At 50.9% G+C, this 13,051-nt stretch carries 10 protein-coding genes and 1 pseudogene; 7 read left to right on the plus strand and 4 right to left on the minus strand.

The annotated features are described in order from the left end of the window. Positions 1-13: 13 nt before the first annotated feature. Both rsmH and mraZ read right to left on the minus strand, forming a co-directional pair. Positions 14-940 carry a 16S rRNA (cytosine(1402)-N(4))-methyltransferase RsmH gene (gene rsmH, locus ATY38_RS04850; RefSeq protein ID WP_062558310.1) on the minus strand — a complete coding sequence of 309 codons (927 nt, stop codon included), beginning with the start codon at positions 938-940 and terminating at the stop codon, positions 14-16. A 22-nt stretch (positions 941-962) separates the two neighbouring features. Next, positions 963-1,409 (minus strand): division/cell wall cluster transcriptional repressor MraZ, encoded by a 447-nt coding sequence (mraZ, locus tag ATY38_RS04855; protein ID WP_062558311.1) that lies wholly within the window; start codon positions 1,407-1,409, stop codon positions 963-965. Positions 1,410-1,719: 310 nt separating this feature from the next. Between mraZ and ATY38_RS04860 the strand changes: the two genes are divergently transcribed. The 6 genes and pseudogenes from ATY38_RS04860 (at position 1,720) to ATY38_RS04885 (ending at position 9,978) form a co-directional block, all read left to right on the plus strand. Continuing rightward, on the plus strand, positions 1,720-2,337 hold the full coding sequence (locus ATY38_RS04860) for a DNA-3-methyladenine glycosylase family protein (protein WP_062558312.1): 618 nt from the start codon (positions 1,720-1,722) through the stop codon (positions 2,335-2,337). Positions 2,338-3,015: 678 nt separating this feature from the next. Then, positions 3,016-4,428: an efflux transporter outer membrane subunit gene (locus ATY38_RS04865; RefSeq protein ID WP_097104833.1), complete on the plus strand. Its 1,413-nt coding sequence runs from the start codon at positions 3,016-3,018 to the stop codon at positions 4,426-4,428. Positions 4,429-4,470: 42 nt separating this feature from the next. Beyond that, positions 4,471-5,028, plus strand: coding sequence for an NADPH-dependent FMN reductase (locus ATY38_RS04870; RefSeq protein ID WP_062558314.1), 558 nt, complete (start codon positions 4,471-4,473; stop codon positions 5,026-5,028). Positions 5,029-5,251: 223 nt separating this feature from the next. Next, complete coding sequence (locus ATY38_RS04875; protein ID WP_235590393.1) at positions 5,252-6,313, plus strand: efflux RND transporter periplasmic adaptor subunit; 1,062 nt, start codon at positions 5,252-5,254, stop codon at positions 6,311-6,313. Beyond that, a pseudogene (locus ATY38_RS04880) lies at positions 6,310-9,511 on the plus strand (efflux RND transporter permease subunit). The gene ATY38_RS04875 and the pseudogene ATY38_RS04880 overlap by 4 nt, the downstream one beginning before the upstream one ends. After that, complete coding sequence (locus ATY38_RS04885) at positions 9,508-9,978, plus strand: DUF192 domain-containing protein (RefSeq protein ID WP_062558315.1); 471 nt, start codon at positions 9,508-9,510, stop codon at positions 9,976-9,978. The pseudogene ATY38_RS04880 and the gene ATY38_RS04885 overlap by 4 nt, the downstream one beginning before the upstream one ends. A 39-nt stretch (positions 9,979-10,017) precedes the next feature. Here the strand turns inward: ATY38_RS04885 and ATY38_RS04890 are convergent, their stop codons facing one another. Beyond that, positions 10,018-11,355 (minus strand): DEAD/DEAH box helicase, encoded by a 1,338-nt coding sequence (locus ATY38_RS04890; RefSeq protein ID WP_062558316.1) that lies wholly within the window; start codon positions 11,353-11,355, stop codon positions 10,018-10,020. Between the two features lie 208 nt (positions 11,356-11,563). Between ATY38_RS04890 and ATY38_RS04895 the strand changes: the two genes are divergently transcribed. Further along, positions 11,564-12,709, plus strand: coding sequence for a 50S ribosomal protein L11 methyltransferase (locus ATY38_RS04895; RefSeq protein ID WP_062558317.1), 1,146 nt, complete (start codon positions 11,564-11,566; stop codon positions 12,707-12,709). Positions 12,710-12,721: 12 nt separating this feature from the next. Here the strand turns inward: ATY38_RS04895 and ATY38_RS04900 are convergent, their stop codons facing one another. Next, positions 12,722-13,051, minus strand: a complete 330-nt coding sequence (locus ATY38_RS04900; RefSeq protein WP_062558318.1) for a nucleotide pyrophosphohydrolase — start codon at positions 13,049-13,051, stop codon at positions 12,722-12,724.

Consider the following 13,051-nt stretch of genomic DNA (forward strand, 5'->3'; position numbering starts at 1 on the left):
CGTTTAATTGGAACTAGATTTTTTCACCCACACGCATCACTGCACTCCTTGATCGAACATTCTCCGCCACTTCAAGTTCATCCGAACGAATTGCCCGGCCTACCGTCCGTAAAGTTTGCTTACTGAACCGCTGTAATTCTTCTTCCCGTACCGGTACACCACGCGGCAAATTGTCAGCACTGGCGGCTGACCGGATAAACTGCTTCACCATCCGATCTTCCAAAGAATGAAAACTAATTGCTACCAATCGTCCACCCGGGTTTAATAAATCCACGCATTGCGGCAAAACCAGTGCCAATTCTTCAAGCTCCTGATTGAGATAAATCCGTATCGCCTGAAAAGTACGTGTTGCCGGGTGCCGTTTACTGTCCCGCTGCCGCGCGCGAACCACCGCAGCGACAATCTCGGCCAGCTGTAAAGTGGTAACAATAGGCTGTCGCGTTCTTGCCGTAATAATCGCTCGTGCAACCTGTCTGGCAAATCGTTCCTCTCCATACTCTTTTATCACCCATTCCAATTCACTTTCCGTCACTGTCGACAGCCATTCTGACGCGGTTTGCCCGCCACTGGTGTCCATGCGCATATCAAGCGGACCCGCCGACCGGAAGCTGAAACCCCGGGCAGTATCTTCCAATTGGGGTGACGACACGCCTAAATCGAGCAACACGCCGTCAATCTGCGTAATTCCCATGGTCTGAAGAATCTCCCGTACTCTGGAAAAACTGCCGTGGCGAATATAAAATCGTTGGTCCGTAATTGCCGCGCCCGACAATACCGCCGCCGGATCTCTATCCAGCGCAATTAACCGGCCGCATTCACCCAATCCCGACAAGATCAATCGACTATGCCCGCCGCGCCCGAAAGTTGCATCCACATAAATTCCATCCGGTTTCAGCGCCAATGCCTCAACGGCTGCGTGCAACAACACCGGGATATGCATGTGTTCCTTTTTATCCTATCAACTACAGCGAAAATCCTTCCAATTCAGGAGGCATGCCGCTATCCTTGAATGCCATTGCAATTTCAATTTGTAAATTCCATTGCGCTTCGTCCCACAATTCAAGTTTCGTGCCCTGGCCAACCAAAACCACATCCTTGGATAGACCGGCAAACTGACGCAGTGGAGGCGATACCAAAATACGACCCGCGGCATCCATGTCGACATCGCAGGCATTACCCACCAGCAACCTTTGCAAGTTGCGAGTTACCGTATCAAAGCTGGAAAGATTATTGAGTTTTTGTTCTATCGGTTCCCAGGCTGGCTGAGGATAAATCAACAAACACTTTGAAGGATCAACAGTTACAATCAAGTGTCCTGAGCAGGTAGACATCAGCTCGCTACGGTATCTTGCGGGTATCGCAAGCCTACCTTTTGCATCCAGACTGAGCTGCGTGACGCCACGAAACATGCTGTCTCCTCATATAAGGGGAAAATTCATCGAGGCACACCAAATTTACCCACATTCTCCCACTGCTTCCCACTTTAATCAATAAATTCTCGATAGTCAAGCAAGAAATTGGGTTTTTATAGTTATACGACAAAGACTTAAATGTGAAGCCAATTACAACGAATCGAGCTGTAAATTATTCAAATAAATAAGATAGATAGAAAAATCTCCGGCGTATTTTGATTTTTGCTGCGATAATGATCTCCAATGACATGCAGTGCACGCAAAATTATGCATCCACCTCGATTAATTTTCCCACTTCATCACACATATGACTCCCGAATACTGGACGCAGGCAACGCAGGAATTGGCCGCCTGCGATCAAGTCATGCACCAACTGATACGACAATTTGAAGATGCCACGCTCACTTCGCGCGGCTGCGCTTTCACCACTCTGGCGCGCTCCATCGTCGGACAACAGATTTCCGTCAAAGCTGCCGAAAGCGTCTGGCAAAAAATCATCGGCGCCATTCCTGACATCGCGCCGCACACGATTACCGCGCAAGAACCGGATTCATTACGCGCCTGCGGACTCTCCGCAAGAAAAATAATCTACCTGCAGGACTTGTCGCGGCACTTTATGGAAGGGAAATTGAATGAAACCGGCTGGGCTGGCATGGACGATGAAACCATCATTGCGCAATTGAGCAAAATAAAAGGCATTGGGCGTTGGACTGCGGAAATGTTCCTGATTTTTCACTTGCAACGCCCGGATGTGTTACCGCTCGATGACATCGGCCTACAACGCGCAATCAGCTTGCATTACCTCGATAAACAAAGCATCGACAAAAAAACCATGCTGGAACTCGCCCAACCCTGGCAACCCTGGCGCTCGGTCGCGACATGGTATTTGTGGCGCAGCTTGGATCCGTTACCGGTGGAATATTAAGCAGTGCCCCTGATCAGTCTCTGTTCGCCTTAACCAAGTGCGCAACATCTCCGCTGTACAGCCAATCTTTAATGCGATCGATTTGATCGCCGGCCATTGCGATTCATGCTCCTTTTACTGTTCGAATACCTATCTTACGCCTCATTCTCGTACTTCCGGTGAATAACTCATTTGATTCTTCATCTTATCCTCCTCTCAAATCATTTTTCTCCGGAAAACTCAGAGCGACAGAATAGATAGATCTGAGTTCTTCAAGCTTAACGATCAGATCTTGTTCAATTTAGGTTTCTACCACTGTCATTGGAACGATTCCGAGTGTTCAACCTGATAATTCTCCAGCTTTTGACCGATTCCCCTCAGATCTGATCGATTCGGCTTGTTTGCTTAATAGGAAACAGCTTTGATGGTGCCTGAAAATGTGGTCAAAATTGTTCGCTTGAGGGTTCACTATTCTTCATGGGCCTTGTAATTTCAACAGCCGTTTTCAGACTGCTCAACGCGGTGGAGATGGCTAATCAGATCCATACAAAATTCCTAAAATACATGTTATAAGTGTTTTATAAATTAATTCTAAAGCTTTTAATCCGTGGGTTTGACATCACCACAAAGTTTATGTGATTCTGATCATCATTATATATACTGTTCAAAGCTTCTATCTTCAACGTTCAAATGAAACCAATGCAACACTGGGTTCGCAACCTATCAATCTTACCCATCCTGCTGCTCACTGCTTGCGCAATGGGGCCGGACTTTATTCGCCCGCAAGTGGATACCGCCGAAAAATTCCGATTGTCGGAAATGGAAGGGGAATCGATTGCCAATATGCGCTGGTGGGAATTGTTGCAGGATGAAACGCTGCAGCATCTGATCCGGCAAGCTTTGCAGGAAAACAAAGATCTCAAAAGGGCTATCGCCAGCGTTGAAGAATTTCAGGCGCGATCGCGCATTGCGTTTATGGACTTTGTGCCTAATGTCGATTACGATGCGAGCGCGCCGGTATTTGGCACACTGGGCGGATTCGGGATTCCCGGCTTCCCAACGCCTTTCAACTATTTCGGGCGAACCACGCTAAACTGGGAAATCGATATCTGGGGCAGGATTCGCCGTTCCAACGAAGCCGCCCGCGCCGAATTGATGGCACGGGAGGAAAACCGCCGCGCCATCATCCTGGCACTAATCAGCGCGGTCGCGCAATCCTATTTCGATCTTTTGCAATTTGACATCCAGCTGGATATTGCGCACCGCGCATTATCTTCATGGGAAGAATCCGTCGCTATTTCGCGCGCGCAGTTGCAAGGCGGCATCATTTCGCGCCTTGATCTGGATCAGTTCGAGGCGGAGCGGGCGAATGCAGCTTCGCGGGTGGCCGAACTTGAGCGTCGGGTGGTACAAAAAGAGAATGAACTGAGCGTGTTGCTGGGCAGAAATCCGGTAGCGATAGCACGCAGACATTTACTGACAGAACAGGTGATTCCGCCCGAAGTACCTGCCGGCTTGCCGTCCGAATTACTGCAGCGGCGACCCGATATTCTTCAGGCCGAACAAACTTTAGCAGCCGCCACCGCCAGAATCGGCGCGGCTAAAGCAGCGCGGTTTCCCAAATTGTCGATTACCGGTTTTCTTGGTGTAGCCAGTCCGGCTTTATCCAATCTGCTCCTTTCCGGCAGCGAGTTTGGCGTCGGTGGGCTTGGTTTAGCGGGCCCATTGCTCAATGCGCAGAGCCTGGGTTTTGAACAGCGTGCCGCAGAAGCGCAGGCAAAACAGGCGTTAGCGCAATATGAGCAAACGATCCTGATTGCATTCAAGGAAGTTGAAGACGCATTAGTGGCTATTCGCACCATTAACGACCAACTTAAAGCGCAGCGACAGCAAGTTGATGCACTGCACTCGGCTTTGCATGTTGCAGACTTGCGCTATCAGGGAGGCATTACCAGTTATGTCGATGTGTTACTCGCCAAACGCAACCTGTTTGACGCAGAATTTTCGCTGAGCGCGTCACATCGTTTTCATCTCATCTCCGTTGTCCAGCTATACAATGCTTTGGGCGGTGGATGGGTGCCGGAATACAACCGCGATCATGACACCCGGTAAAACTATACTGAACTCACACGCATCAATACGGAGGAAATCATCATGAATGAATATCAAATCGCTGTCATTGTGGGCAGCCTGCGCCAGGATTCATTTAACCGTAAGCTGGCACACGCCATGGTCAAGTTATTGCCTCCGGGGTTTTCCTTCAAACAAATCCAGATCGATGATTTGCCGCTTTATAATCAAGATGATGATAGCAATCCGACGGAACCGGTAAAACGGTTAAAAGCAGAGATCGGCGCAGCACATGGACTGTTATTTGTCACGCCGGAATACAACCGTTCGATTCCCGGCGTACTTAAAAATGCCATTGATCACGCTTCCCGTCCATACGGTCAAAGCGCCTGGTCAGGCAAGCCCGCCGGCGTTCTTGGCGTTTCGGTGGGCGCTATTGGCACAGCAATGGCACAACAGCACTTGCGCAATATTCTGGCGTATCTGGATATACCCACCCTGGGCCAACCCGAAGCGTTTATCCAAATGAAAGAGGGGCTATTCGATGCAAACGGGGATATCGGCACAGACAGCAGGAAATTCCTGCAAAACTGGATGGATCGATATATTACCTGGGTAGAGAAACATGTCTCCGGCGCGTGATTTTATAATTCTGATATAGGATCATTCAACCGATTGAACATAATGCTTAATAAAGAATATAGAACCATGGAGTTAGCAATGTGGCGCAACAGGGATAACATTTACCTATACATAGGAATTTTCCTGATTCTTCTGGCGGGCTGCGCTGAAAAACCGCCAATGGATTCTTCTGCCCCTGCGCCGCAGGTCGAAGTCATCACGGTGACCACGCAAGCGATTCAGGATGAGCCGGAATTCATCGGGCAAACGGAAGCTTTTCGTCCGGTCGAGATCCGTTCGCAAGTCAGCGGAATCATCAAAAAGGTTTTTTTTTACCGAAGGCCGCAATATCAAAAAAGGCGATCAGTTATACCTGATCGATCCAGTTCCGTTCAGAGCCATCTATCTCAGCGCCAAAGCCAAAGTAGCCCAGGCTGAAGCGCGGCTCGATCTGGCCAAGCAGGATTTGGCGCGCGTGCTTCCACTGCTGGAGCAACAAGCGGTCAGTAAAAAAAATGTTGATGACGCGCAAGCAGAGGTTCGAGGTGCCAAAGCATCCCTGGAAGCAGCGCAAAATGATCTGATCAAAGCCAAATTTGACCTGGATAATACAGCGATTTCCGCGCCGGTAAACGGCCGCATTGGCCGCAGCCATTTCTATGAAGGAAGATTGATCTCCGCGCAGGAAACGCTTCTCGCGACCATCGACCAGCTTGATCCGATGTACGTCAATGTCAGCGTTCCTGAGAGCTATCTTCTGCGCCGCCGACGTGAAATCGCTGAACATAAGGTGCAACGGCCGGATATTTTTCAGCTACGCGGCGTCATGACTTTCTCGGATGGCAGCGTATATCCGCAGGAAGGCGTGCTCGATTTTGCAGATGTTGCCTTGCGGCCCGAAACTGGCACCCTGCAGGGACGATTTGTATTTCCCAATCCTGAAGGTGGTTTTGCTCCGGGGCAATCCTATTTTTACCCCGGCCAGTTCGTCAAGATCCGCATTAAAGGTTATACGCGCACCGAGGCCATCCTGATTCCGCAACGCGCAGTACAGCAAGGACCCAGCGGTTCGTTTGTCTATGTCATTGACAAGGAAGATAAGGCGGAACTCAGAGCTATCCGGGCCAGCATGTGGCGGGGAAAGGAATGGCTGATCGAAGAGGGTCTGCGTACTGGGGAACGGGTGGTGGTGGAAGGCTTTTTCCGGATTCTCCCCGGCGCGAAAGTTGACCCTGTGCCCCATCAGAAAGAAACAACCTCCTCAATTCATAGCTCCGAGGAACCTAATCTGCAAAGTATGCCATGAATTCTCATTTCTTCATTGACCGACCCATTTTTGCTTCGGTCCTGTCCATTATTATTGTAGTCATCGGCTTAGTTTCGCTACAGAAGCTACCCGTCGCGCAGTTTCCACAAATTACGCCCCCGATGGTACAAATCGATGCGGATTATCCCGGCGCCAGCGCGGAAGTCGTGGCGGAAGCAGTGGCACGGCCCATTGAAGTGCAATTGCCTGGTATTGATAATCTTTTGTATTATGAATCGACCAGCACGAACGATGGACATATGACCATGAAACTCACGTTCGAGATTGGAACCGACGTGGATATTGCTCAGGTACAAACGCAGAACCGGCAACGTCTGGCTGAACCGCAGCTGCCCGATGAAGTTGTGCGGCAAGGCATTACCGTCAAAAAAACATCGCCCGATTTACTGGCGGTCATCGCGTTGAGTTCCACTGATCCAAAGCATGACACCGTTTTTCTCTCAAACTATACTCTGCTGCGCATTCTCGATAACGTCAAACGGCTTCCCGGTGTCGGGGATGCGGTTATTTTCGGCGGGCAGAATTACTCCATGCGGTTGATCCTCGATCCCATCCGTATGGCACAACTTAATATCACCCCCACTGAAATTGCATCCGTGGTCAGAGAGCAGAATCGGGACTTTCCAGCGGGTAGAATAGGCCGCGAACCCACACCCAAGGGCACGGAATTGACCATCCCGGTGATTACTCGCGGCCGCATGAGCGAAGTCAGGGAATTTGAAGACATGATCATCCGTGCTTACCCGGATGGCGCCATGGTGCGGATGCGGGATGTTGCGCGCGTGGAATTGGGCGCCCAATCCTATGATCTGCAGGGGCGGTGGAATGGAAAACCCAATACTTTTTTATTGACCTTTCTGTCACCAGGCGCAAATGCGCTCGACACCGTGCGGCGGGTCCGTGACGAGATGGACAAAGTTGCCAATAGCTTTCCGGCCGGTGTGTCTTATGATATCCCTTACGATACGACGACATTCATTGATGTTTCCATCAGAGAAGTGGTCAAGACGCTTGGCGAAGCACTGATATTGGTGATCCTGGTGGTCTATCTGTTTTTGCAAAGTTGGCGCACCACGCTGATTCCGGCGCTCGCCGTGCCTATTTCGCTGATTGGAACGTTGGCCGGCATGGATATGCTGGGATTTTCGATCAATACACTGACACTTTTCGGTATGGTTCTGGCCGTCGGTATCGTAGTGGATGATGCGATTGTAGTCGTGGAAAATGTCGAACGGCATATGACTCAAGGCGGGCTCTCGCCCCGGGATGCCGCAATAAAAGCCATGACCGAGGTGACCGGGCCGGTGATCGCAATTGTTCTGGTGCTAGCCGCCGTATTTGTGCCCGTGGCATTCTTAGGTGGAATCACCGGGGAATTGTACAAGCAATTTGCCATCACCATTGCGCTATCTGTCGCTATTTCCGGATTTGTCGCGTTGACGCTCAGCCCGGCGTTGTGCGCCTTGGTGCTCAAGCCAAGCCATGGCACTCCCGGACGATTCTGGCAAACATTCAACGGTTTTTTTTGATTGGGCTCAGACAAGGTATGTCGGAACGGTCGGGGCCGTCATTAAACGATCGGCGATTTCGCTTGCCATTTTCACGATGCTCATACTGGTTATTGTGGGTCTGTTCAAAACCATTCCAGGAAGCTTCCTGCCGGAAGAGGATCAAGGGTATTTTATTACGGTAGTGCAGTTGCCGGAAGGCGCTTCAATGACGCGTACCATTGAGGTTCTGGAAAAAATTGAAGGATACTTTCAAGCTATTCCGGCGGTCCATTCAACCGACACGCTGGCCGGTCAGAATTTTGTCTTCGGCACTCGCGGAACCAATCAAGCCACGATGTTTATCCCGCTGCATCACTGGGACGAGCGCATGAACACCGAAGAACAGGTACCCGGCTTGATTGCCGCAGCTTATCAGGAATTCGCCAAAATTCCGGAAGCTTTGATCCTGGCTTTTAATGCCCCCTCGATACCTGGTTTGGGCTCTACCGGCGGTTTTTCAGCACAATTGCAAGATCCCGGCGGTGGTGATTTCGCTGAATTTGCTGCTGTCGCCCAGGAGTTTGTCGCCAAAGCCATGGAACACCCGGCGATTGCAGTGGCCAATACCAATTTTCGCATCAGCGCACCTCGACTGTTCGCCACGGTAGATCGCGAACGCGCTAAGGCACTGGGTGTTCCGATTTCGGAAGTATTCGATACCATGCAGGCCTATTTCGGTAATCTATATATCAATGATTTTGTGAAATTTGGCCGCATTTACCGGGTACAGACGGAAGCATTACCTGAATACCGCTCCAACCCGGATGATATCAGCAAGCTTTATGTGCGCGCCCGGTCGGGTACCACACACACCATGATCCCGCTGGATTCCGTGGTCACCACCGAATTCAATAGCGGCCCTGATCCCGTGACGCATTTCAACGGATTTAATTCAGCGCTCATATTGGGCGGCGCAGCGCCGGGCTACAGTTCGGGGCAAGCGCTTGAAGCATTGCAGCAAGTCGCCGATGAGATTTTGACCCCGAAAGGATATTCGATCGATTGGAGCGGAATCTCCTTGCAGGAACGTAAGGCAAGCGGGCAATCGACTTATGTGTTCGCTTTTGCCTTGTTGATGGTATTTCTGGTATTGGCCGCCTTGTACGAAAGCTGGTCTATTCCATTTGCGGTTATTTTGGCAATCCCTTTTGGAATTCTGGGTGCTTTACTGGCAATCTGGACACGGGATTTGACCAATGATATTTATTTTCAAATCGGATTAGTGACATTGATAGGATTAGCGGCCAAGAATGCCATTCTGATTGTGGAGTTCGCCAATCAGCGCTACGCGGCTGGAATGTCATTGACCGAAGCGGCGCTTGATGCGGCGCGACTTCGTTTCCGACCCATCATCATGACATCGATGGCATTCATTCTGGGCGTACTGCCACTGGTGATCGCATCCGGCGCAGGCGCAGCCAGTCGTCATTCAATCGGCACCGGCGTATTCGGCGGCATGTTGGCGGCCACATTCCTGGCGATCTTTTTTGTTCCGCTGTTTTTTGTCGTGATCGGCAAGCTTACGCGACGTAGCAAACCACCGGTTTGTCCGATCGAGCCGCAGAAAGTACCGACTATAGCGCCGCAGCAAGATGGTCAAACCAACATCGATGAAAGTAAACCGTGATTAAAAAACTACTGTGGCATTGCATTGCATTCGCATGGGGATTCTTGATTGCCAACCCTGCCAGCGCGCAAAACGCCGCGCAACCACGCCTGCCAACGGTTGAGCTGACAGCCGGCATGCATGTGATACAAGCCGAGGTTGCACGCACTTACGAGCAGCAAAGCACCGGTTTGATGTATCGCCGGAAGATGGGGATCAACGAAGGGATGTTGTTCGTGTACGAGGCACCGGAAATACGCTGCTATTGGATGCGTAACACGCACATACCGCTGACCATCGCTTTTATCGGGGATGATGGCGCCATCGTAAATCTGCACGACATGCAACCCCGGAGCGAGCGCTCGCACTGTTCCACCAAACCGGTGCGCTACGCGCTGGAAATGAACCAGGGCTGGTTCAAAGCACGCAGCTTAAAACCCGGCTTCAAACTGCTTGGAATTCCACTCAATCCGGCAATAGTTCCGTAAAGTCTGCGATCATCGATTCCAGACCCCTTGAGTAACGAACTAACGCCCTCGCCCCCCAGACGCCCGACGAGGCTCAGCAAAACGTTGGCGGGGCGGTGGTGCAAAACCAGCACCCGCAGGCTTTTTAGCCGTCGCTTTCTTGTTTGCTGAATTTTTTGGCGGATGACGTGAAGGCATTGCACCACGTGGTTCGCCGCTACGACCATTTTTAATGGGCTCCGCCTTGATACGGGGATCCGGTTCAAAACCGGCAATCACCTGACTGCGCAATTCATGCTTGACCAGTTTTTCGATTGCCGTGAGCAGCTTGATCTCATCAACACACACCAGAGATACGGCATCCCCTTCCGCTCCGGCACGGCCCGTCCGGCCAATGCGGTGAACATAGTCCTCGGGCACCTGGGGCAACTCGAAATTAACCACGTGCGGCAATTCATTGATATCAATGCCGCGGGCGGCAATATCGGTAGCCACCAAAACTTGCAGACTGCCTGTCTTGAATTTGGCCAATGCGTTGGTACGTGCTGCCTGGCTTTTATTGCCATGGATTGCAAGGGCCGGAATACCATCTGTGGTCAGAAATTCCGCCAGTTTGTTGGCACCGTGTTTGGTACGGGTGAATACCAGCACCTGTGACCAGCCATGCTGCTTGATCAAATGCGCCAGGAGATTTCGCTTGCGCTCGCGATCCACCGGATGCACCACATGCGTGACCTTATCGGCAATCGCATTACGGCGTGCCGCTTCAATCAAAGCTGGCTGGTTGAGCAGGTTATCCGCCAGCGTCCGGATTTCATCCGAGAAAGTCGCTGAAAATAATAAATTCTGCCGCTGCTTGGGCAACAATGCGAGTATTTTCTTGATATCCCGGATAAACCCCATGTCAAGCATGCGATCGGCTTCATCCAAGACGAGGATTTCAATTTGTGACAGATTCAATGTTTTTTGCTGTACATGATCCAACAAGCGTCCCGGAGTTGCCACCAGAATGTCCACGCGGCTTTTCAGGCGGGTGATTTGCGGATTGATATTCACACCGCCAATCATCATCATTGAACTTAACTTTAAATATTTGCCATAATCACGCACGCTCTCTTCCACTTGCGCCGCAAGTTCCCGTGTCGGTACCAGGATCAACGCCCTTATCGGAGGCCGTCCAGTGGATGGCCCTTTAACGCTTTTATCAGAAAGACGATGCAGGATCGGCAAGGTAAAGCCTGCCGTTTTGCCGGTACCGGTTTGCGCTCCGGCCAACAGATCACCGCCCGTCAGGACGGCTGGTATAGCTTGTGTTTGAATCGGTGTAGGTACGGTATAGCCGCGTTCAGTGACGGCACGGATAATTTCATCGGACAAGCCGAAAGTAGCGAAAGACATAAAACTCCAAGGAGGGTTAACGGTTTGTCATCCCGTGTCGGGCATGACTATCAAGGCAAAGGGATGAAGGATACTGCCATAAATCCAATTCTAGTTGCGAGTATAATATGAAATGGTCTCAAAATCTTAACAATTATCAATAAGTTTCTAATTCTTCCATGGTGTTATATTTTTATTCTGCTAGGCTTATCGCGCCGCCACTACCGCGATGAATGATGATTCCATTATTCGCTGGCAGGAAACGGACGAGGAGAAGTCCGCGCGCTGGCGTTCGGAAAAAGGGTTGCCAGCACCCAAACGGGTACAGGTTATTGATGATCGCATGCCAGCAAATAGCGCTTACCGGCTGGCATGCGAAGGAACCGCGTTGCTTTGGCGCGGAGATTTCCAGAATGCGCGTCAACTGCTGCACGCCATGGCACGGCGCGCCGATAAAATAAACCCGGGAAAACCAAAACAATTAGCCGCGTCACCCGCCGAGGCGTTTCACCGGCATCGTCTGGCGCAATCACAACGCGCCCGCGTATTGGAAAAGCTGTTGATTCCTTTTAACGCCGATCACAGCATTCCGTTGCGCCGCGCACCGGATGTGCATGCTGCATGTCTCGAAGTTAATGATTCAAACACGGAACCTTACGTCGCATCACTGCGTGAATTGCTAGGATTAATCGGCGCACACGAATGGCGCAAAAAAGGCATTCTGATTCCGGCTTTGGGTGCCGTGATTCATCCGCATTACGGGGTTTTTGCGCCGATTCGCAACGAGTATGTCCAACTGATCGCTCACGCGCCGATTCCCGAACTGCTGGCAACAGAATCCACGGTATTTGATATTGGCACCGGGACCGGTGTATTGGCCGCAGCGCTAGCGTTACGAGGGGTTCGGCACATCATCGCAACCGATCAGGATGCACGCGCATTGAACTGCGCGCGTGACAACCTGACGCGCTTGAATGTGCTCAATCAGGTTGAATTAGTGCAAACCGATCTTTTTCCGCAAGGGCAAGCGGCGCTGATCGTATGTAATCCACCCTGGATTCCCGCGCGTCCCAGCTCACCGTTGGAACATGCCATCTTCGATCCGGATAGCCGCATGCTGCGTGGATTTCTACAGGGGCTCAACGCGCATTTGCTACCCGGCGGTGAGGGCTGGTTGATTCTGTCTGATTTTGCCGAGCATCTTGGCTTACGCACGCGCGAGGAATTGCTGGCCGCAATTGATGCGGCCCATTTGAAAGTTCTGGGTAAATCGGATGTGAAACCGCATCATCCGCGTGTTTCGGATACTCGTGACCCACTGTATACTGCTCGTAACGCGGAACTTACATCACTGTGGCGGCTTACCACCCAATAATTGGGCACACGTTTACAATTCCGTATATTTTTTCGCACTGCCTCGTGATTTTTCAACCGGATACTTCTGTGCATTCTGCTCAATTTTCTGCAGTACGATTTGCTTCACATCCAAATCGTATTTTTCCGCCAACAGCAAAGCAAATGCGATAACGTCAGCCAGCTCCTCACTTACCTTATCAATATCCGCCTGCTCGGAAGCTTTCCACAGAAAAGCCTCGAGCAATTCTGCAGCCTCAATATTCAACGCTAATGCAAGATCCTTGGCATTATGAAATTGCGCCCAATCCCGTTCATCACGGAATTTAAGGAGCGCCTGGGTGATTTCTTTAATGTCGCTCAC

Origin of the sequence: Nitrosomonas ureae, assembly GCF_001455205.1 — a bacterium.
GTDB classification, from domain to species: domain Bacteria; phylum Pseudomonadota; class Gammaproteobacteria; order Burkholderiales; family Nitrosomonadaceae; genus Nitrosomonas; species Nitrosomonas ureae.

What these genes read in the sequence shown, in the direction of transcription:
- rsmH (WP_062558310.1), bottom strand. Translation starts at nt 940, where the DNA reads ATGCATATCCCGGTGTTGTTGCACGCAGCCGTTGAGGCATTGGCGCTG.
- mraZ (WP_062558311.1), bottom strand. Translation starts at nt 1,409, where the DNA reads ATGTTTCGTGGCGTCACGCAGCTCAGTCTGGATGCAAAAGGTAGGCTT.
- ATY38_RS04860 (WP_062558312.1), top strand. Translation starts at nt 1,720, where the DNA reads ATGACTCCCGAATACTGGACGCAGGCAACGCAGGAATTGGCCGCCTGC.
- ATY38_RS04865 (WP_097104833.1), top strand. Translation starts at nt 3,016, where the DNA reads ATGCAACACTGGGTTCGCAACCTATCAATCTTACCCATCCTGCTGCTC.
- ATY38_RS04870 (WP_062558314.1), top strand. Translation starts at nt 4,471, where the DNA reads ATGAATGAATATCAAATCGCTGTCATTGTGGGCAGCCTGCGCCAGGAT.
- ATY38_RS04875 (WP_235590393.1), top strand. Translation starts at nt 5,252, where the DNA reads ATGAGCCGGAATTCATCGGGCAAACGGAAGCTTTTCGTCCGGTCGAGA.
- ATY38_RS04890 (WP_062558316.1), bottom strand. Translation starts at nt 11,355, where the DNA reads ATGTCTTTCGCTACTTTCGGCTTGTCCGATGAAATTATCCGTGCCGTC.
- ATY38_RS04895 (WP_062558317.1), top strand. Translation starts at nt 11,564, where the DNA reads ATGAATGATGATTCCATTATTCGCTGGCAGGAAACGGACGAGGAGAAG.